16 protein-coding genes and 1 pseudogene are annotated in these 21,981 nt (G+C 40.4%); 6 read left to right on the top strand and 11 right to left on the bottom strand.

Translation table 11 applies throughout. The annotated features are described in order from the left end of the window. Positions 1 to 102 precede the first annotated feature (102 nt). Entirely contained in the window at positions 103 to 1,845 is a 1,743-nt protein-coding gene (locus tag ERJ70_RS16920) for a sigma-54-dependent Fis family transcriptional regulator (RefSeq protein WP_209365933.1), read from the bottom strand. A 167-nt stretch (positions 1,846 to 2,012) separates the two neighbouring features. Between ERJ70_RS16920 and corA the strand changes: the two genes are divergently transcribed. Continuing rightward, positions 2,013 to 2,963 carry a magnesium/cobalt transporter CorA gene (corA, locus tag ERJ70_RS16925; protein ID WP_209365934.1) on the top strand — a complete coding sequence of 317 codons (951 nt, stop codon included), beginning with the start codon at positions 2,013 to 2,015 and terminating at the stop codon, positions 2,961 to 2,963. Positions 2,964 to 3,234: 271 nt separating this feature from the next. On the opposite strand, the gene ERJ70_RS16930 is transcribed toward corA, so the two are convergent. The 5 genes from ERJ70_RS16930 to ERJ70_RS16950 form a co-directional block, all read right to left on the bottom strand. Next, positions 3,235 to 4,086 (bottom strand): STAS domain-containing protein, encoded by an 852-nt coding sequence (locus ERJ70_RS16930; protein ID WP_209365935.1) that lies wholly within the window; start codon positions 4,084 to 4,086, stop codon positions 3,235 to 3,237. Positions 4,087 to 4,384: 298 nt separating this feature from the next. Further along, complete coding sequence (locus ERJ70_RS16935) at positions 4,385 to 4,792, bottom strand: hypothetical protein (protein ID WP_209365936.1); 408 nt, start codon at positions 4,790 to 4,792, stop codon at positions 4,385 to 4,387. A 154-nt stretch (positions 4,793 to 4,946) separates the two neighbouring features. Continuing rightward, the gene (locus ERJ70_RS16940) at positions 4,947 to 5,081 is read right to left on the bottom strand and encodes a YvrJ family protein (protein WP_074599952.1); all 135 of its coding nucleotides are present in this window, start codon (positions 5,079 to 5,081) and stop codon (positions 4,947 to 4,949) included. Positions 5,082 to 5,315: 234 nt separating this feature from the next. After that, positions 5,316 to 5,528 (bottom strand): DUF2922 domain-containing protein, encoded by a 213-nt coding sequence (locus ERJ70_RS16945; protein WP_209365937.1) that lies wholly within the window; start codon positions 5,526 to 5,528, stop codon positions 5,316 to 5,318. Positions 5,529 to 5,582: 54 nt separating this feature from the next. Then, a complete protein-coding gene (locus tag ERJ70_RS16950) occupies positions 5,583 to 5,804 on the bottom strand; it encodes a DUF1659 domain-containing protein (RefSeq protein WP_209365938.1) in 222 nt (73 codons plus the stop codon). A gap of 299 nt (positions 5,805 to 6,103) precedes the next feature. On the opposite strand from ERJ70_RS16950, the gene ERJ70_RS16955 reads away from it, so the two are divergent. Together ERJ70_RS16955 and ERJ70_RS16960 are read left to right on the top strand one after the other, a co-directional pair. Next, complete coding sequence (locus tag ERJ70_RS16955) at positions 6,104 to 7,255, top strand: LCP family protein (RefSeq protein WP_209365939.1); 1,152 nt, start codon at positions 6,104 to 6,106, stop codon at positions 7,253 to 7,255. Positions 7,256 to 7,436: 181 nt separating this feature from the next. Beyond that, positions 7,437 to 10,346 (top strand): CDP-glycerol glycerophosphotransferase family protein, encoded by a 2,910-nt coding sequence (locus ERJ70_RS16960; RefSeq protein WP_209365940.1) that lies wholly within the window; start codon positions 7,437 to 7,439, stop codon positions 10,344 to 10,346. A gap of 34 nt (positions 10,347 to 10,380) precedes the next feature. Here ERJ70_RS16960 and ERJ70_RS16965 read toward each other — a convergent pair whose 3' ends face one another. From ERJ70_RS16965 to ERJ70_RS16985, 5 genes and pseudogenes are all read right to left on the bottom strand, one after another. Continuing rightward, a complete protein-coding gene (locus ERJ70_RS16965) occupies positions 10,381 to 11,115 on the bottom strand; it encodes a WecB/TagA/CpsF family glycosyltransferase (protein WP_374099735.1) in 735 nt (244 codons plus the stop codon). Positions 11,116 to 11,338: 223 nt separating this feature from the next. Next, positions 11,339 to 12,145, bottom strand: coding sequence for a teichoic acids export ABC transporter ATP-binding subunit TagH (tagH, locus tag ERJ70_RS16970; protein WP_209365941.1), 807 nt, complete (start codon positions 12,143 to 12,145; stop codon positions 11,339 to 11,341). Between the two features lie 13 nt (positions 12,146 to 12,158). Continuing rightward, complete coding sequence (locus tag ERJ70_RS16975) at positions 12,159 to 12,980, bottom strand: ABC transporter permease (RefSeq protein ID WP_209365942.1); 822 nt, start codon at positions 12,978 to 12,980, stop codon at positions 12,159 to 12,161. A 147-nt stretch (positions 12,981 to 13,127) separates the two neighbouring features. After that, positions 13,128 to 14,342, bottom strand: a pseudogene (locus ERJ70_RS16980) (CDP-glycerol glycerophosphotransferase family protein); the annotation flags it as partial. Between the two features lie 118 nt (positions 14,343 to 14,460). Then, complete coding sequence (locus ERJ70_RS16985) at positions 14,461 to 16,683, bottom strand: bifunctional glycosyltransferase/CDP-glycerol:glycerophosphate glycerophosphotransferase (protein ID WP_209365944.1); 2,223 nt, start codon at positions 16,681 to 16,683, stop codon at positions 14,461 to 14,463. A 483-nt stretch (positions 16,684 to 17,166) separates the two neighbouring features. Here ERJ70_RS16985 and ERJ70_RS16990 point away from each other — a divergent pair, with 483 nt between their 5' ends. The 3 genes from ERJ70_RS16990 (at position 17,167) to ERJ70_RS17000 (ending at position 21,923) form a co-directional block, all read left to right on the top strand. Continuing rightward, positions 17,167 to 20,130, top strand: a complete 2,964-nt coding sequence (locus ERJ70_RS16990) for an SH3 domain-containing protein (protein WP_209365945.1) — start codon at positions 17,167 to 17,169, stop codon at positions 20,128 to 20,130. 217 nt (positions 20,131 to 20,347) lie between these two features. Then, positions 20,348 to 20,746: a glycerol-3-phosphate cytidylyltransferase gene (gene tagD, locus ERJ70_RS16995; protein ID WP_026570729.1), complete on the top strand. Its 399-nt coding sequence runs from the start codon at positions 20,348 to 20,350 to the stop codon at positions 20,744 to 20,746. A gap of 37 nt (positions 20,747 to 20,783) precedes the next feature. Beyond that, positions 20,784 to 21,923 (top strand): CDP-glycerol glycerophosphotransferase family protein, encoded by a 1,140-nt coding sequence (locus tag ERJ70_RS17000; RefSeq protein ID WP_256439098.1) that lies wholly within the window; start codon positions 20,784 to 20,786, stop codon positions 21,921 to 21,923. The last annotated feature ends 58 nt before the right edge of the window (positions 21,924 to 21,981 follow it).

Raw genomic sequence — 21,981 nt, forward strand, 5'->3', positions numbered from 1 at the left:
TGCAATAAGTTACAAAAAGCAACACCTTTTGTGGATTTTTTGACGAAAATTGCCGTATTTTGTATTCCTTACCGTTTAATTTTGCAACAAAACAGCGTAAGCTCAATGGTTAAGCTTACGCCAAAGCGTCGATCGATTGATTCCTAATCTTTTTGCCGCCTTCGATTGATTCATTCCTTCTTCCGCTAACACCTTTTGCATGATTTGCTGTTCCATATCAGCCAACGTTCCTTGGACAGGAATGACGGACGCCCCTTCTGGAGCAGCCAGTCCGGCATGCGTCTGGAGGACAGTCGGAATGATATCTGGATCAACGTAATACCCATTTGTCCGCATGCTTAGTTCTCGGACAACCAATCTCAATTGGTCCATGTTTCCCGGCCAATCATACTGCTGCAATGTACGGACTGCTTCCTGCTTGATACCAAGCGTATCGCTGCCTTGATTTGCATGAAATTCGGACAAAAAGTATTGGACGAAAGCCGAAATGTCTTGTCTTCTTTCCCGCAAAGGGAGCAAATGCAGCGTTGTGTCTGCAAGGTGCTGAAAGAGTTTATTATCCAAACGTTCAACTGCGGTTTTTATATCCCCCATGACGACCACCGATATTTGTTCCGGCTTTCGATGTAGCAGCTGTAACAGCATCTGTTGAGCGCCCGTCTGCAGGTTTTCCGTTTGCTTTAATAAAACGGTTCCTCTCTTCAACTCTGTAATCGAGGCTCTGCTTTCCAATAGATGCAAATCCTTCTCGGTGACCCGACTACCATCGATGACAATCATTGGTGCCTCCTGTCCAAATCGTTCAAAGTGAATTGCCTGGGCTACTGTTTCCCGCCCGGTACCCTTTTCACCGGCAATCCAAATTGATTCGTCCAGCCCAGCATACCTTTGCACACACTCTCTTACGTTTTGAGCAAAGGGGCTACTCCCGATTATCGGTATGTGAGCCGGATTGCTTTTAATCTGAATCGCTTGTTCCGTTGCTTTGGATAAAAAGGAAGGACGAAGCAGGATGCCAACGAGTGAATCATTTTTTATTGGAAAGGTCTGCACAAAATAGGAATGTGCTTTGCTTTCGATTACAGCAGATTGTTCTGTTTGTTGATGGTTCGTTTTATTCAACATCTTCAAGATATATTCCGACTGGAAAAGTTCCCGATCGAGAACCGTTTCAGAAAACATGCGATTGTTGGACACGATCTCTCCGTCGGGTTTGGCCATTACCATGGCAGCAGGCAATGACTCAAATGCATCCCTTAAATGCGAAGTCTGTTTTTTCACTTTGCTGAACAACCGGTAAATCCGCTTTGCTTCGTTGAATGCAGCCAATACCGCTTCCTTGCCGGATGTAATGAGAATGCCTCGTAATCCGACCTGTTCTGCCGTCTGGACAGTGACAACATCCCCCATTACCACGGCATAGCCAGCCCGCTTCAATGCTTGCAGGTGACTGTTCACTTCCTCGCTGCTTCCGATTGTAATCATTTTGATATCATACTCGAGAATATTACAGATCGTTGCGGCCCCCTGTGAAATATTCGGGAACCCGACCATTGCCACGCCTGCTTCCATACCGCGAACCAAAGTAAACACCCGGAGCATGTCATAACCTGTCACATCGATATGGATAACTGGTATCGACACTTCTTCTTCGATCAAGGAAGCCGTACCACCCCGGCTGATGATCAAATCGTACCCGTCCTTTTCCGCCTGGCGGGCCAATTTCAACCCTTCCTCTAAGTTTCCGATTCCGATATCTATGGTAAGTTCTGTCTCTTGTTGTCGAAGTTGCTTGACTGTTTCTGCTAAACCAGGATATGGAGCAATCACCATTGCTTTAATCATGATTATCCCTCTTCTTCTGTTTCTGTTGCAATTTTCAACAAGTACATTATGTCATAGATTTTCGGGTATGTCATCAATAGAGACAGCCAATTCGGCGTTTAGTGATTCGGCAAATCAGTTTATACTAAGGAGTAGAGGAACTTTCACATTATTAAAGGAGCCCTTATATGATTAAAATCGTTGCAGTGACCGAAGAAAACCAAAAATTGACCAACATCGAAATAGCAGATGTAGATTTTTCCCAATATAAGTGGTGGTGGATCGACTTCAGTGAACCGGACTCCGAAGAAATCAACCAGCTGGATACCGCTTTACATTTTCACCCACTCGCCATTGAAGATTGTATTCATAGTTTGCAGCGGCCCAAGCTGGACTACTATGACGATTTCTCTTTTTTCGTCACCCATGCCATTCGTGAAGAAAGCCTTGAACAGCGTGAAATTGATTTTTTTATTGGAAGTAATTACGTCGTCACCTTTCATCATTGGGATTCTACCGAGGTACAGCAGGTATGGGACAGGCTAATGCAGCAGCAAGATTTGACTGGCTGGGATGAATATCGGGTCTTTTATGAGGTATTGGACAAGGTCGTCGATAATTTCTTTCCGATTGTTTATCACTTGGAGGACCTGATCAATCAAGTCGAAGAAAATCCGGAGGACAAGCCAATGGATGTCCTGCTCGACCAACTGTTCGATTTGCGGCATGAACTGTTGCGGCTGCGCCATACCATCAATCCTATCAGAGATTTATTTTACCGGATGTTAAGCTCCCATCGTCTGGAAGGAATCCGCGAACGGCGAGAGTACTTTGCCGACATTTACGATCATTTGATGAAGCTGTCCGAAATGGTGGCTTCCAACCGGGAAATCACAAATGATATCCGGGACAATTTTATTTCAGTCAACTCTTATCAACAAAACAAAGTTATCCAAGTGCTGACCGTCATCACTTCTATTTTTGCACCATTGACATTCATTGCAGGGATTTATGGAATGAACTTTGTCAACATGCCCGAATTGGAATGGCAGTATGGCTATTACGCCTCCTTGGTCGTCATGTTTATTATTACAGTGGGGATGATCACCTGGTTCAAGAAAAAAGGCTGGTTCGGGTGAAGCTTGGAGGGGACAGTCCCCATAAGGGTGGTTCTCTTTCCTTTGATGCGCGCGGGGGACTGTCCCTCTGATCAAGGTTTCACAACGAGATGCTGGAATGGGGACAGACCTTCACAACCGTAAAAGTTGATATAACAAGGTTTACTTTATTTGTGCATCCCATTTGAGGTATGGGAGGGTCAGTCCCTCCTAAAGCTTCTAGAGCTTCAAAACGCCAAAAAGGGACTGTCCCCAGTATTAAAACGAGAAAGTCCCTTTTGTCGTTAGTATTTTATTTTTCAGGAGATGTCACTTGTTTGAATCCTAATTCGGCTAACGCTTGTTGCAATGTCGCCCTCGTGGTTACTCCTTTGTAGTCAAGACCAAGATTGCCGATTGTTTGTGCAACCTCCGGGCGTATACCCGTGATAATCGCCTTGATGCCAATTAAACTGAGCGCCTTTAAGATTTGAAAGATTTGATCGGATACCATCGTGTCGATCATCGGGACACCGGAAATATCCAATATCACATAGTCAAGTTCGAGATTCGTTCCTTCTTTTAATACAATCTCTGTAATCAGCTGTGCACGGTGGGTATCGATTTCTCCCACAATTGGAACAGCAGCAATTCCCGGGGCAACTGGAACGACAGGAACAGACAATTCCTCCAAGGCGCTATAAGCAACCTTCATAAGACGGTCGTTATGTTCCTCATAAACGTTTCCAATCACAGCACTAACTTTGTCAAGCAATGGATCAATGATCTTTGAAACATCCAACATGGTAATCGGAGCAAATTGCCGACTTTCCAATTCCCTGGTGACAGCATTCCATATTTCCCTACGGTAAAAGGAGACCGCCCGCAATGCATCACTCAATTTGACATTATAGCGAATCGCAAAATCGGAAACACGCCTGCCCCAATCTTCTACCGACGGTAACATGGTTTCTGGTCCTTTAAATAAGGATTCACCGAGGTACTTAAGCAGCTCAGCCCGGAACTCTGTACGATCCTCTTCAGGCATTCCTGCGTTTACAAGGCTGTTCGTGTAATCATCATCCATAATCTTTTCCAGATTCCCCGCTAATTCATGATGCATATTGACTACTTTTTTCCCAATATACTCCAACTCGTGTTTCAAAGGAATACCACCTTAATTAATTGGTCTCTTTCTCTAGAATATAGGATATTGGGCAGAAAGAGCAAATGATATAGGCTTGTAAATATTATCCTTCCGCGATGAAGTAGTGGTAGATAAATTATTTAATGGTAATAATGCTGAAACTAGCGGTTTTTTTGGCGAAATGAAAAACACGACACCATTGCCTTTAAGATATAGTTGTCGTTTATTACTACTTTTGTCCTGGCCGGTGCGCAAAATATACTGTGCGTTTATGGTGTTGATAGTTTATTCTGGTTTCCCCTGTCTCCACTCAAAATCAAGCAAAGTTCTTTTTAAGTATCATTTTCCTGGTCACTTTTGTGGCGTTAATGATTATAGCTATAACACAAGTGCCCACCAGCAAAATCTGAAGGGTGTTTACTCCTTGCCATTGACTCATGGAAGGTAAATCAAAAAGCAATCCGCTTGTTAGATAGAATAAAAACAATGATACACCAGTTAGACATAGAGCGTATCCCCTTTTCCACAATGCCAAAAAGGCCATAGTTCCTAAAATGATAAATGAAGCTATAATCATCCCAATCAAATAGTTTATACTGATGGATTGGGGGGCATCCAACATGATTACACCGATTCCAATTTGCGTAAAAAGCGCTATACTGATAAAAAATGCTAATGTGTAATAAACAACGTAAAGCATGGCTTCTTTAAGTGATTTGTTCATACGCATCCTCTTTTTTACAAGTCTTTCTTTCTATTTTATTCCTTTTTATAAGGTTTTCCAATTAAATTTTTCCGCTCTTGAGGTTGAAAGGAATAGGTTGGAAAAACCGCCGGCAGTAGTAATAGCCGACGGTTTTTGAATTGGTGGAATTTTATCATTTTAATTTTCCGGGCAAGGCATGGATTGATTCGATCAACGTATTCAGCTTCCCTTCAATACGATGAAGCAAGTAAAACGTCACCGCTGCAGGAAAACCGACATCCGTCACCAAAGATAACCACGTCTCCACACTTTCTCCTCCCTTCCGTGGGGACTGACCCCAAATACAGGTATTCGACAAGGTATGACATCGAGAGGGACTGTCCCTTCATAAGCAAAACCCGCCCGCATCAGGCATTATAGGTGTCTTGCTAGTCAGATCGAACGTTCATGGGGACTGACCCCATTGATTCGTTTAAGAGTTTCTGTGCCCCTCCTTGATAGAAAAGGGAGCGGTCGGTGACCGCTCCCTTGCACTTGTGGATTATAATTCGATTTCTTCTACGTTTCGCTCGACTATGCGGGCACTTTTCTTGCTGACGAGGTCACCGCCAGAAGAAAAGAAAGCGTTTTGAGCGATAATTTCGTCCATGGCTGCATTGACAGCGGCCGGATCAGCTGGTTCCACCGGCTGATCAAGGGAAATCGTCACTGTTTTATCCTCTTCATTCAAGAATTTAAGCTCCAGTTTTTTCATGTTTCCACCTCCTCTCTCGATTGAGAAATCGGAAAACTACTAAATGGCGACTACCTATTCAATAATAAGCGAGCTGTCGTTTCGTTTAATCGAATAGAGTTCGCGTTGCTGCAAATCGACCAAAGCTGTGGAAACAGCCATCAATTGGTCAGCAGTCGCCGCTGTTTTCACATTGTTGAAGGTTTTGTTTTTCAGAATTGGATCTCCGCTTTCCCCGTCCACACCGTCTTGAAAGACCAGCTGCAACCGGGAATCGACCTTTTGTGTGTCAGCCATGCCGCTCACCTCCTTTCACTTCCATAATCGTGGGAAGTAGAAAGGTAGGTGCTGTCTTTCTAAAATAGTCTTCTCTATTAAAAGGACTGTCCGCCAACGCTCTACCACTATAACGAGCCGCAGTGTTATTGTGTTGGGGGACTGTCCCCCTCGGTCGCTTTTGATTGCGCACTTTCTGCTGTTCTATTACTTTTACATACTTTTTACATAAAAATTCAATTTACTAGTGTCGTATTTCGTTGTAAAATAAAAGTTAGTGTGTTATTGAAGATGAGCTCTATTAATAAGGAGACTAGTGAATGGAAAACAATACCCAAAGAAGAAGAGTAAGGAAACGAAAAATAAAAAAGCGGAGACGCCTTTTATTTATACTGATGCCGATTTTCATTTTAATTGGAGCTACTACAGCTTATGGAGTTCACTTGTATAATAAAGCGGATCAAGTTGTCAGCGATTCCTATGAAGATGATGGTAGAGACAAATCTGACCTTCGAGATAAGGAAGTAGATCCGGATGTAGACAATGTGTCAGTTTTATTCATAGGTGTAGATGAAAGTAACAAACGGAACAATGAAGGAAGTTCGCGTTCTGATGCTTTAATGCTGGCAACTCTTAATAAGGATGACAAAAGCGTCAAGCTATTAAGCATTCCGCGGGACTCCTATGTGTATATTCCAGAAGTTGGTTATAACACCAAGATTAATCACGCCCATGCATATGGTGGTCCAAAAGCATCCATTGAAGCTGTAGAAAGTCTGCTGGACATTCCAGTAGACTACTACGTAAAAATGGATTTTGAAGCCTTCATCGATGTAGTAGATGCATTAAACGGTATTAATGTCGATGTTCCTTATGAAATGTATGAACAAGACTCTAATGATAAAGCGGATGCCATTCACTTATATCCTGGTGAGCAAAGCTTGAACGGAGAAGAAGCGCTTGCTTTGGCCAGAACGAGAAAGCAAGATAATGACTTGGAACGTGGTAAAAGGCAGCAGGAAATAATCAAAGCAGTCATAAAGAAAGCTGCCAATATTGGATCGATAACAAAATATGATGACATCATGGAAGCGGTCGGAAACAACATGTCTACGAATATGCGTTTTAGCGAAATGAAAAGCTTCATTTCTTATGGCACGAGCGGCAGTTTAGATGTAGAAACGCTTAATCTCGAAGGGCAGGATTCAATGATTGACGGCATTTACTATTACCAACTGGACGAAACTGATGTAGCAAATAAACGAATCGAATTGCGTAACCATCTCGAATTGGAAAGTACTGATCATCCGGGTGATAATGTAAATGGAAACAATGACTATCAAAATGAATCCTATCAATCCACTGATGAACCAACTCAAGACGGGACTAATGGTACTGACTCCTATTCTGATCCTAATCAGGAGGAGCAAAATAATCAATACGACGACTCGGATACAGAATCAACTTACTAATCCAATAACCGCGGGTAAGCAAAATGGCTTATCTGCGGTTATTTTTTTACTATTTTTTACCGATAAATTAGTTCTTTTTCTTCCTTTTAAAAGAGACACATTGACGGAGTTTACAACGAATAAAATATGGGAAAAGACAAGATACTGAACCTAAGGGATTTGTGTAAAGAAAGGAAATCAGATGATGAGAAAATTAGCGAAGTTACATAAAGGAAAAAAATTCATTTACAAGCAAGCAAAACGCCAAATCAGAAAATTGCGTTCTCATCCCTTCCGTATTTCTTCCCTCTATTTTGAGGGAAATCGATTGAAAGTAGAATTGACAAATCGCAGTAAGAAGAACCAAACCTATTCAGAGGCAACTTTGCTTTTAAGAAGCATGGAGGAAGAGAATACGGAATATTACTTTTCCCTCTCCCATTTCTTAAATGATCGTTACGAGCATCAAATGAATGCTTCTCTTGCAGCGGAAGAACTTCCTGACTTTTCCAAGACAGGAAAGTGGGCGTTTTATTTAGTGGATAAAGATAAGTTGTACCGTCTTCCTCCCACTAAATCTTTTCGCAAAGAAATTTACAGCTTTGCCAATAAAAAAGTAGAGGGAAACCTGATTATTGAACCTTACATCACGGTAAATGGAAATGTCAGCCTGCAGGCGAAGGATACCATTCTGGACAATCAACTATATCAGGTTCCTAACTTTGTCGACAAAGTTACGACCATGCAAAGCAGCTTGAAGCTAGAAGGCTGGGCGGACTTTTTCCACGAGGACAAGCAGCATATCCAACTGCTCATACAAAAAAGGGACTCTACTTTCCATTATTACCGGCCGATAACATGGTTGAACGATGGCAGATGGGAAGCAATGGCGACTTTTTCCGGAAAAGACTATCCCAAAGGGACCTGGGATTACTATTTCCTTTTGGCAAGCGGCCAAAAGTTCAGGATAAAAGTGAAAAACAGCAAAGTTCTTGCTTACCAGGATCCCTTATACTACCAAACCGATAAAGAATCCAGGGAATTACGCACCTATATGACAAAAAAAGGATCTTTGTCTTCCAGAAGCAGAATGGCCTTCATCCGGATCCGCGGACTGGAAAGTGCCCTGGTGAACGATTGGACCGTGCATATGCACGGTACTCTTAGAAGTTATTTGTTGAACAAGCACGACAACGATACGCCCATGCAAATCGCTTTGCGTCAGCGGAATACAGATGAATTTCATTATTTCCCAATAGACGTCCAGCTTGATCCGGCATCAGAAGGGTTTTTATTTGAATTCCCGTTCAACTACCGGGACATCATTCCATTTGAAGATATCGACAGTATACGTTGGGATGCCTATTTACAGTTAAAAATATACGGGGAGAAGCATTTGTTCCGCTTACGCGTCAAGTCGGGAACAATAGCATATGACTCGCGTATTCAGTTCCAACACTCTACCATATACCAGGCATTTTATTACCCGACTGTGAAGAATCATCTTTCGGTGTCTTTGACAGAACTGACCGTACAGCGAGATTTACAGCGGTTCAATCTCAAAGATGGTCACTTACAGCTAAAAGGGTATGCCTATCTGGATACAGTCCATTTTGATCAGCCAGACGCAATTGATCGTTTCCTGATTATTCGGGAACGGGAAACGGAAGAAGAAATAAAATTGCCATTGCCCTCTAATACCGCAAAGCGGCTCCGATCCGACCGATATGATTACCGGTTTGCAGGATTTGATATCAGTGTTCCGCTTGAACAAATATATACGCACTTAAAAACCGAGGACAAAGAGATTTATGATCTATTTGTTGAACTTCATTATAATGGTATTGTTCGGGAAAGAAAGTTAGGTGCACAACAATACACTTATTATAAAGATGAAATTTTAAGAGAGAGCACTGTTCCTTATGATGGTTACTATATAAGAAATTACTTGACCTACACACCGCGTGGAAACCTTAAAATAGAATCTATATCTTTTTCTGAAGAAAAATTGCACTATTTGAAGTACGGTCAATATATCGACCGTTTTCGAAATCGCCACCGGGATATCTGGCTGGTCGGGGAACGTCCCGATACTGCCCAGGATACCGGTTATCATTTCTTTAAATATTGCCGGCTCCATTACCCGGAAAAAGAGGTTTATTATGTGATTGACCGCGATTCAGAGGATATACGGAACATTGCAGATTTGGGTAACGTTCTGTATAACGGATCAGCGGAACACTTACGCATGGCCGCGCTTGCATCTGCTTTTATCGGTTCTCATGATCCAGATTACTTCTTGCCGGCTAAAGGAGCGGAATTGCGATCATTTAAAAAAGGAAGGCGAATCTTCCTACAGCATGGCGTGTTGGGCAGAAAGAACGTTGAGTACCATCGCCAATACTACAAATATCCATTTCATATGGTATGTGTCAGCTCGGAACCGGAAAAGAAACTGGTCATGAACAAAATGGGGTATAAGGACAGTGAAGTGAAGATAACCGGTCTCTCTCGTTTCGACAACCTGTTGACCGAACATCACGAGGATCGTTCGATTCTTGTTATACCAACCTGGCGGGAGTGGTTGAAAACAGAGGACGACTTTTTAGAGTCCGAATATTTCTGTAGATACAACAATTTACTGAATAATAGCAGGCTTCGTGAATTACTGGAACAATATGATGTCAAATTGAACCTATATCCACATTACCGCATGCAGCAGTTTATCGATCATTTCAGCGGCCTTGCCTGTGACCGTATCAATGTGTTGAAGCTCGGAGAGAAAAATGTACAGGACTTGATCATGGAAAACAAATTGATGATTACTGACTTCTCGTCTGTATCCTTTGATTTTAATTTCATGGCGAAACCGGTAATTTTTTATCACTTTGATGCCGATTCCTTTTTCCGGGACGGCATTCTACGTCCGATTGAAGAAACTTTTCTAGGGGACATCTGCCGGACAGAGGAACAAATGGTGGATGCTATTGAACACTATTTAGCAGATAACTTCCAAGAGCATTCATCCGTGTCAGAGAAGAAATACTTAATTTTTTCTCAAGTAGATCAAGATAACTGTAAACGTATCTATCAGGAAATCACCCATATTTAACTAAATAGGCCGGCAAACGCCGGCCTATTTACTATTAGTATTTTTTTAGTATTATCCGAAACATAAACTCAAATACTTTCAGAATTCGCTTCCACCTAAATGGCTGCTTTATCGTTCGATAAAGCCACTCTAGTTGAAGATTCACCCACAATTTAGGAGCTCTTTTAACTTCTCCCGCAATTACATCAAAGCTCCCTCCTACCCCCATAAACAGTCCTTTATCAAATTCATTAAAATATTTCGTTATCCATTCTTCCTGTCTTGGGGAACCTAGTGCTACAAATATTAAATCAGGTCGGCTATCCAATACTTCTTCTATGACTGTACGGTCTTCCAGTTCAAAAAAGCCATGATGCCTTCCTGCGATATGCAAATATGGATGAAGTGTTTTTAATCGTTCAACCATTTTTTTACTTACCTCTTCTGAAGCACCTAAAAAAAAGCAACTCAGTTGCTGATCTTCTGCGTAACCGATAAGATGAGTCATCAAGTCAAAACCGGCAACACGTTCCTGAATCGGCTGCTTGATTAACTTTGAAGCCATCACAATGCCAGTTCCATCAGGAATAATAAAGTCAGCCTGCTTAACCATACCTTTATATTTCTCATTTTCTTTCGCTTTCATTACAATTTCAGGATTGGCAGTGACAATATAGGTTTTCTTTTCCTCAGTTATTCTAGGGTAAAGATGTTTTTCAAGCAGCTGCTGCTGGGTCAAATTGAGGAAAGGTATATCCATAATGGATACATGGCTATTTGTTTTCAACACAATAAACAACCTTTCAAATCTAGTTATACAGATTCATTTATCAAATCTCATAACTAATGGGTATGAATAGAAAAGGATATTATCAAGCAGATTATCACAGTATTATACCTGTACTATTATGCCATTAAACCTTCACTTCGACAATTAATATTTTGCTATTGCAAAGATAGATATATCCAATTAAAAACACCACCACAAGTGGCGGCGTTTTACGCTAACAAAATTATTCGGATTTCATCAGTTGTTTATGGGCGCTCTCCAAAGCATTCTCACGATGTTTCTGTTTTTCCTTTTTGGACATTTTCTTGAAAGTCTTTAAAAATTCTTCATATTTTGGCATTACTTCCTCAACTGTTCCATAATCTTTCACTCTTCCGTATTCCAGCCAAAGCACTTTTTGACAGAATCTCTTCATTTGACCAATGGAATGACTGACAAAGATCATTGTTTTGCCCTTTTCTTTAAATTCATTCATCTTTTCTAGGCTTTTTTCAGCGAAAGCCTTATCTCCAACTGATAAAGCCTCGTCAATAATCAAAATATCAGGATCAATCGTGACAGAAATTGCAAATCCTAAGCGTGACTTCATTCCGCTTGAATAGGACTTTACTGGTTGGTCAATGAACTTTCCAAGTTCTGCAAACTCTATAATATCAGGTTCCATTGCTTTGATCTCTTTTTTTGAAAATCCGAGCATCAGGCATTTCAACTCGATATTATCCCTACCGGTAAGTTCTTTCTTCAATCCAGATGAAACAGCAATCAAGGAAGCTTGCCCGTTTAAATATACTTCCCCATACGTCTCGGGCACTATCCCTGCGATTATATTGGAAAGGGTTGATTTCCCAGAACCATTTACACCAACAAAACCGACTACATCACCTTTTTCCGCTTCAAAGTTTACATCATGAAGTGCATAAAAATCCTCACCGTAATTTTTGGGCAAAATCAAATCAAATATCCGTTCTCTTGAGTTGTTGTACAACTTATACTTTTTGGAAACATTTTTAACTATAATTGATTTTTCCATATTATTCCCTTCTTTAGAGAAAGTCTATAAAATGTCTTCTGAATTTAATATGCAAAGTTGAACCGATTATAAGCAATACGAAAGTCAATATCCAAAAATAGATAGTGTATTCCCATTGGCTGATAAAGTACCATTCTGATCCTACGTATGCGGCACGGTATCCTGATATGACATAATACAAAGGGTTCAACTTCATAATAAATTGGATTGAAGGCATGTCTATAGTAGCTATAGGCCATAAAACTCCCGATAAATACAACACCATCCTTAATGCAGATGCCAAAAGCATATGCAAATCTCTCACTATGGTAGAAAGAGTAGATGTGATCAAAGACAGTGCGTAAGTGAATGCAAACGTCGCAAAAGCAAAGTAAATTAGTTGCAAATAATAAATATTAATCGAGAAACCCGAGACATTGAAAAAAATCATCGTGATAACAATCATGATTAAATGGATGTACAGTTGCGAAAAAATAACGAAACTCGGAATGACACTCATTGGGAAATTCATCTTAGAGAGCATTCGTAAACGTTTATAAATTGACTTAGAGCCTTGAATAGTGGATTGGAAAAAAAAGAACCAAACAATGAATCCTGCCACCATCCATAGGACAAAGGGCACTTCTATCTCGGCCATTTGAATGTCAGCCCGATCCCTAAGACCATATCCAAATACAAACCAGTATATGGCTATTTGAATTAGTGGATTTATTATTTCCCAAAGAACTCCCAAGTAATTACCCTGATTAGCACTTTTTATTTCATATAACGATAACCTTCTGATTAAGAAGAAGTGTTGAATTTGTTCCTTTAACACTATCATTGCTGATTTCATAAGGTATTCCTTCCTCAAATAGTTCTAGCTGTTCAAATACTTATCAAATTATACTAAGGTCAATGAAAAAAAACAACCTAGTACCGCAACAGTTCTTCCATCATTACGGATTATACTTCTTTAGCTAGTTTTAATAACATAATTACGTTAATTGTCTTCAAACACAATATCCACCACTTGCTTTGCAGCATCACCAGATTCCAAACCGCAAAAACGCTGGTAGAAATCCTGATAAATTTTATCTGTAGTTACATCCACTTCTCTCGCTCGATTTATTTCGTCGATAACTCCTTCGGTCGTTTTTACCAGAGGACCAGGGGCCTGCTCCTCAATATCGAAATAAAAACCCCTTAATTTATCTCTATATTCATCAATGTCATATACATAAAAAATGATCGGCCTGTGTAAATTCGCATAATCAAAGAACACAGATGAATAATCGGTAACCAGGACATCAGCCATCAAGTATAGTTCACGAATATCTTCATGCCTAGAGAAGTCATATGCAAAACCTTCATAATCAGACAGATTCAGGTTCTCCGCAACTAAATAATGCATGCGCAGCAAGAGAATATACTTCGACCCCAGTTCTTCTTTCATTTTTGACAAGTCAAGTGAGTTGTCAAACTTATAGCGGCCTTTTTTATGGAATTGGTTATCTCTCCATGTCGGCGCATAAAGGACGATTTTCTTGTCTAAAGGTAAATCATATTTTTGCTTTAAGTCCTTAATGGTTTCCGTAGTATTGGCATAGTACAAGTAGTCATTTCGCGGGTAACCCGATTCAATCATAGTCTTATTAAAGCGAAACGCTCTTCGGAAGATTTCACTAGAATACTGATTAGGTGACACGAGATAGTCCCATTTAGCTGCTTCTTCCGTGAAATTGCGTTTATATTTTTCTGTCGTTGTACCCGGCATATGGACTTCCCTCATGTCCGCCGCTAGTTTTTTCAATGGTGTACCATGCCAGGTTTGGACATAGGTTGTATGCTTCGGCTTTGGTATCCACAAAGGCAGTCTGCTATTGGTAATCCAATATTTGGCGCGCGGCATGATCAACAGCCATCTAAGCGATAGTCTTCTGACCGTATTCAAGCCTCTTCCCTGAAACAGGTGTTCATTCCGTTTATCAACACTCCAGTAAAAAGTAAAGTCCATGTCATGCTCTTTCATATACTCATAAATCGCCCTTGGATTGTCACTGTATTGCTTTCCCAAAAAGCTTTCGAATACCACCAAGTTTTTATTAGGGGGAAGCTTGGTCATCATGCAAAACAGTATTCGATATATTCTTACATATATTCTTTTCATTATATTGTAAAGTGACGCAAACAAGAAAGCCATGATTTTTTCTCCTTTAACACTTCTTATCGTCATTTTATCTATCAGCTAGCGTTAAGTAAAATGAAAAACTAGTGCTGGATTAATCAAAAATAACAGGACTGATTTCCTTTCAGTCCTGTATTTACTGCATTACCTATTTGTTGAACACTTGCTGAACAACTTTTTCAGCAGCATTCCCTTCATCCCATGCACAAAACTTTGTATAAAACGCATGGTAACGTTTTGCATAATCTTCACTCAGTGAATCGATGTTTTCGAGTGCTTTAATTACTTGCTCTGTGTTTTTCAAAAGCGGACCCGGAGCCTCATTTTCAATATCAAAATAGAAACCGCGCAAAGTATCTTTATAAACATCCAAATCATAGGTGTAAAAAAGAATCGGTCTTTTTAAGTTAGCATAATCAAAAAATACGGAAGAATAATCCGTAACCAATATATCAGATACTAGATAAAGATGACCTATATCGTCATATTTGGAAAAGTCATAGGCAAATCCCTCAAATTCACTTATATCTAATTGATTCGCTATAAGGTAATGCATTCTAAGAACAACAACATAGTCATCACCCAATCGAGATCTCATTTGCTCTAAATCCAATTGAAGGTTAAATTTATACTTGCCCCGTTCAAAAAATTCATTATCCCGCCAGGTCGGCGCATACAAGATGACTTTTTTTTCTTGCGGCAAATTCAGTTGGTTTTTAAGGTCTTTTTGTAGTTTTTCCTTATCGGGGGCTGAGAGGATATCATTTCGAGGATATCCCGTTTCCAACATTTTATTTTGAAATTGAAAAGCTCTCTTAAATATCTTTGAAGAGTAATTATTTGGCGAGACTAAATAATCCCATTTGCCTGCTTCCCGAACGAAATTCCGCTTGTATTTAACAGTATTGGTTCCCGGCATACTAACCTCACCCATATCAGCAGCCAATTTTTTCAACGGTGTTCCGTGCCAAGTCTGTAGATAGGTTGTTTCCTGCCGTTTATTCAAGTAATTGGGCATCCGGGCATTGCTTATCCAATACTTGGCCCGTCCTATATTGTAATAATAACGAAGGCTTAACCTTTTTACTTTCTTTGGGTTGCCGGGAATAACTTTACTCAGATCATTCAAGCTCCATACATAGTCATATTCCGGATATTGTTTCATCATATATTCATAAATATATTTTGGACTATCATTGTAATTTTTACCTTGAAAACTTTCCAACACTACCACGTTGTCCTTTACCGGCATTTTCATGAATAACAGCCGATACAATCCTAGAAAAAATTTATTTTTACTTTTTGTCATATTCCGGATTTGCCTTAAATTATTGTGGAATTTAATTACTGACTTATATTTAGGCAGGTCTTTCGTTCTCAAGGTTTTCATTTCTTTACGAAGAATGATTGATTTATTTTTCAGGAGATTTGCATCTACTTTTTTTGCCCCAGATTCTAGTAAATCATATATTTCATCAATATTTAAAGGATTTTTGATAAATATCGCGATTTGCTTGCGATAATAGTTCAAAAATTGTTGATCCAAGTATTTTTCTGCGGCAGTGTTTTCTGTATAAGTTTCTCGCAAAGTATTGTAAACTTGTAAAAAATCCCTGACTTTTTCTCTACTTTCCGATTGGTTTAGGGATGGATTATTAATCGGGTCATTTCGCCTGCGTTTATAATAGACACTGTTTTTCACCAGAAGTACTTGCTCAAGGTTTACCAAAGCAGGGACAAGAAAAGCCAAGTCTGATTGGTGCTTTACTTGGTCAGTGAACCGCAACCCGTGTTCCTCAATAAAATCGCGGGAAATCAGGCGGTTAAGTACTGACCTGTTCTTGAATAATTTCGCCCTTTTTTTCTTATATAGAACTGTTTTATCCTTAGAAGTTATATCTTCCTCCAGGTTACTTGTTTCACCCTCGGCTGAAGTTTCTGCAGATTCCACAACTTTTATATCTTCCTGCACATTTTGTTCTTCTTTTTGAAGCGATATTGTATCAGTAGTAGTAATTTTTGTTTTCCCGACAATCATGGAGAAGCCCTCAGCATTCCTTAACAGGCTTTCCAATGTATCCTCGCGAATATAATCATCACTGTCTAAAAAATAAATGTAATCCCCAACTGCTTGTTCAAGTCCTTTGTTACGTGCAAATCCTACGCCGTTTTGTTTCTCTAAGGTAACGACCTTTACTCGTTCATCCAAGAGTGCAAGGCATTTGATTATTTGTTTACTTTCTGATTCTGAATCATCATCAATGATGATGATCTCAAAATTTTGATAAGTTTGTTCCAAAACGGAATTTATACAATCCTTTAAATATATACCCGTGTTTTTAACAGGTATAATAACGGAAATCTTTTTCATTCTGTCCACTCCAAGAATATGATATCAATTTTCATATTATATCATGTAGGTACAAAGCAGTAAAACTTATGAAACAAAATGTTACACTTTTCTATTCTGAGTTTAATCTACTAATATACAATCTAAAACCAAAATGGAGAAACTATTGCTTCTCCTCCATCCAGGTTTGTAGGTACTTTAGTCCTCGAAAAAATGTCGAATAATAGGGAAAAATAACCTTAACAATTTAAGTGAATCTTGCCATAATAAACTATACGTTTATGTAAACGAGGTGATTGATAGACAAAATACACTGATGAATTTCACAAAGGATTGATAAGTGATTCCTTTTGTAAAATGGGAATGTAATCACTCTACTATAAATAGAAAACAATAGAATACGATAATCTAGAAGTTATACTATATAAGTTTACTAACTACTCATCTTTCCTAAAACGTTGTCAGTAACTCAGCCAAGATCCAACACTACATGGGGGAGAGAGATTGAAAAAATTAATTAAGATATCAGCTTACATGCTTGGCTTTTTGGTATGTGCTCACTTCTTCCCTTCCTTTGTTTCAGCAGCTCCAGGCGATAATTTACAAGGCATAGGCATACAGGATTCAACACCTGTTTACGCAAAGACATCAACAAGTTCGACGGTGTTGAAATCTTACGAGCGTGGAACATTACTCCGTTATAGTACTTATAATACTTCTTGGTATAAGGCAACCGTCTATATTCGCGGGGAAGCGACGACTGGATATATTCGAAAACGGGATGTCGAAACTGCCGTATCTCCACAGAGGAGTCTGCAAGGGATCGGAAAAGCGAATACTACGAACGTATATGCTTTAGCATCCGATTCTTCTAAAGTGTTAAAATCTTATAGCAAAGGAACCATCCTTAAGTACAAAACGCTTACTTCAAACTGGTATCAGGCCACGGTTTATTTAAACGGACGGGCAACTACTGGCTACATATATGCTAGCGATGTAGAGAATGCAGACAACTCACCTGCCAATCTCTTGGGTGTTAGTCTGACCGATCCAGTTAAGGTTTATCAACAAGCAATTGAAACTAGCGATGTTCTAAAATCATATGGACAAGGGACAGTATTAAAGTATAAAACCTTCACTTCCGGTTGGTACAAGGCCACTGTATATGTCCGTGGAAAAGCCAAAACTGGTTATATAAGCAAAAAGCAGGTAGAGAATGCTGACCCAGAACCCACAGAAATAGTGGGTGTTGGTTTGAAAAGTTCCACCAAGGTGTATGATTCTCCAAACAGCAATTCCAATACACTGAAAGCATACAGGAATGGAACAGTCTTACAATACCGGACATTCACTTCTAAGTGGTATCAAGCTACAGTGTATGTGAACGGCAAGGCGAGAACAGGATATATCAGTAAAAGTGATGTCGAAGATGGAGAAGCCTCTCCATCAGTTTTGGAAGGAATTGGGGTCTACAGTAGCACCTCTGTTTACGCACAAGCCTCTACCGATTCTAAACAGCTGAAAAGTTATAAACAGGGGACGATTTTACAATACGAGACCTTCACCTCCAACTGGTATAAAGCAAAAGTCTATCTCAATGGCCAAGCCAGGACTGGTTATATTTACAAGAATGATGTGGAAAATGGTGCAAGCTCACCAGTCAGCCTGGAAGGCGTGGGACTAAAAAGCAAAACAAATGTGTACGCTGCTGCTACATCTAGTTCTGCGGTGCTGAAATCCTATCAGCAAGGTACAATACTAAACTATCAAACTTTCACTTCAAGTTGGTACCGGGCAACTGTCTATGTCGACGGAAAAGCGAAAACCGGTTATATCGCCAAAAACGATGTGGAAAATGCCGATGATCAACCGAACACGTTAAATGGTATTGCCGCAAAAGCGCCGACCAATGTCTATACTTCACCGGTTGGCTCTAAAACGGTTAAATCATACAAACAGGGATCGTCGCTAAAATACCAGACATATACGACTGGCTGGTACCAGGCAACCGTATATGTCGATGGCAAAAAACAAACAGGCTACATCAAAAATTCCGATGTCGAAAACTTGGAAGCTGTTCCCGAACAGCTTCAGGGATATGGTGCCAAAAGCCCTACCAATGTCTATGCCAATCCATCGACTTCCGCTTCTGTGTTGAAGTCATATAGCCATGGTTCCGAGTTGAAGTATAAAACATATACTGCCAGCTGGTATCAGGCAACTGTCTATGTCAATGGCAAAGCAAGGACTGGTTATATTCATAAAAACGATGTCAGCGACACACCGCAGACAGTCTATCAGACTACCAAATATGACCATACGTTTAGCCAGGCGGCCGACATCCAAATGACAAGAACACCAAAGGCAAATGGCTCCGGAACGATTCCGGCCACCAGAAGCCAAGTCGAGTACTACATGAATCCGGATAATTTTGCTAAAGATGCATCAAGCTACTTTCAATTCTTGAAGCTATCACATAGTGCGCAGTTAAGTGCCAATGAAATCAACAGCAAAGTACTAAACAACAAAGGCACTTTGACAGGAACTGCGGATGCGTTTATCGAAGCTGGCGAGAAATTCAACATCAATGAAGTTTACTTGATGGCCCATGCCCTACATGAAACCAATAATGGCAAATCAGCATTGGCTGCCGGAGTTGGTGTTGATGCGAAAGGAAATGTGGTCGGTTCAGGTAAGACACCTGCCTATACCGTGTATAACATGTACGGCTACGGTGCTTATGACGGCTGCGCCCTATCATGCGGTGCCAAGTATGCTTTTGACCATAATTGGTTTACGCCGGAAGCAGCAGTCATCGGTGGTGCCGAGGATGTGACAAAGAACTATATTAATAAAGGGCAAGATACGCTTTATAAAATGCGCTGGAACCCAGCCAATCCGGGTGTGCACCAGTACGCCACCCATGTTTCCTGGGCAGTGAGCCAGACGACGAAGATAAGCGATATTTATTCCTTATTGGACAAATATGTATTGAGCTACGATATTCCGCAATACCGCAATCAACCAGAGCCAGGAACAATCAGTGAGCTTCCTGCTGGAATATACGGTGTGACCACTACCAGATTGAACTTCCGGACAGAGCCGAATTCCTCAAGCAGTGTGACGATTATCAGCACGCTGGACAACGGCCAAAAAGTAGAAGTTCTCGGATCAAACGGCAACGGCTGGTACCAGGTGAAAGTCGGCAGTCAAACCGGATGGGTTTCTTCTTCCTATGTTGATCTTCTGAACCTTCTGGAAGTGACGGCTTCCTCCCTGAATGTCCGGACCGAGCCTTCTACTAACGGTAGCCCTGTCGGCGGTCTTAGGAATGGAACCCTTGTTGCCGGCATGCTCGACAAAAGCGACCATTTAGTCAAAGATGGTGTATGGTATCAAATCGACTACAATGGCTCTGCGCACTGGGTGAGCGGAGGAAATGACGGAGGATATATTTCCGAAAAATAGTTGTAGTAAGCCTAACATAAAGAGAGGGACAGTGTATGGGTTTTCCATAAAGTCCCTCTCTTTTTATGAGCAAAATTCTTTACATTAGAAACTATTACCTCTTGTATATTCTTAACAAACCGTTTACAATTTATAGTGTTATGGGTAAAACACAAGTATAAACTATGCTATGAAATCATAACTATGTAGCATTTGAATCCTTAGGGAGGTTTCAATAATGAAAAAAGTAATCACTTATGGCACCTTTGACTTGCTTCATAATGGCCATATCAATATACTCCGCCGTGCCAAGGAGCTTGGCGATCACTTGACTGTTGCTATATCGACAGATGAATTCAACGCAATTAAAAATAAAAAAGCATACCACAGCTATGAAAACCGCAAAATGATTTTGGAAGCTATCCGCTATGTGGACGAAGTCATTCCTGAAGAAGATTGGGAGCAAAAGATAGACGACGTGCAAAAGCATGACATCGACATCTTTGTAATGGGAGACGACTGGGAAGGCAAATTTGACTTTTTGAAAGACTACTGTGAAGTCATTTACCTGCCTCGGACGGTCGGCATTTCCACTACAAAAATAAAAAAGGATTTATTCAAAGTAAACAATGGCTAGAGAACTGGTGATATCCAGTTATCTCTTTCTCTTCAGGATGCTTTTCAACTTCTTCAAGTTGTTCCCGGTCAAGGAAAAAACCGTCATGGTCGCTTCCTTCGGGGATAACATTGCCACCGTAGCGGATGAATTGAAACGTTCTGGCCAAGAGCAAATCATTGTATTAAAAGCAAAAGGATGCAAGCGGGACTTTGCGGCTGATTCTCAAACAACCGTTAAAAGTTTTCGTCCATCCCATTTGCTGCAATTCTTACAATCTATCTACCATTTAGCCACGTCCAAAGTGATTTTCGTTGATAATTACTTTGGATTTTTATCTGTAACCGACTTTAAGTCGGAGGTTTCCTGTGTGCAGCTTTGGCATGCGGCAGGAGCCATCAAGCAATTCGGATTGAAAGATCCATCGATTGAAATCCGCAGTAATCGTGCCAAACAGCGGTTCAAGGAAGTTTACCGACGTTTTCATTATGTGGTGACCGGTTCAGAAAAAATGGCAGGTATTTTTCGAAATAGCTTTGGCCTGAACAACGAGCAAATTTTGCGGACTGGTGTTCCAAGAACTGATTTCTTTTTTGATAAATCGTACACCAAGCAAATCGAGCAGGAATTACAGCAAAAATTCCCGGTTATCACAAGGAAGCAGGTGATTTTATATGCACCTACCTTCCGTGACAACCAACTGCATTCAGCGGATATCGCTTTGGATATTGAAAAGCTCTACAACAGCTTGGGTGACGAGTACGTTTTGTTTTTGCGTCTGCATCCGGCCATAAGGGCAAACCTGGATAATAAGTACGATGATTTTGTCGTCAATGTTACAGACTATGAAAATATCAATCACTTGTTGTTGGTGAGTGACTATTTAATTACCGATTACTCTTCCATTCCGTTCGAATACGCCTTAATGGAAAAACCGATGATCTTCTTCAGCTATGATTTGGAAGATTACCAGAAAGCACGCGGTTTTTGGGAAGACTACAAACAAAACATCCCAGGACCGGTCGTATTCACGACAACCGAGATTGCTGATGTCATCAAAGAAAATCGATTTGATATGGAGAAAGTGCGCAGCTTTTCCGCCCTATGGAACCAATATTCACGAGGAAACTCTGCGGCCAACCTGGTCGAGTTCCTCTATGGAGAAGAAGAGCAACAGCAGCGTGTACTGGAACAATAATTGCCGGGATATGAGTAAACTCATGTTCCGGTTTTCTTTGGGAAGACTGGTTGCCATT

It is taken from the genome of Sediminibacillus dalangtanensis (assembly GCF_017792025.1).
GTDB lineage: Bacteria > Bacillota > Bacilli > Bacillales > Amphibacillaceae > Sediminibacillus > Sediminibacillus dalangtanensis.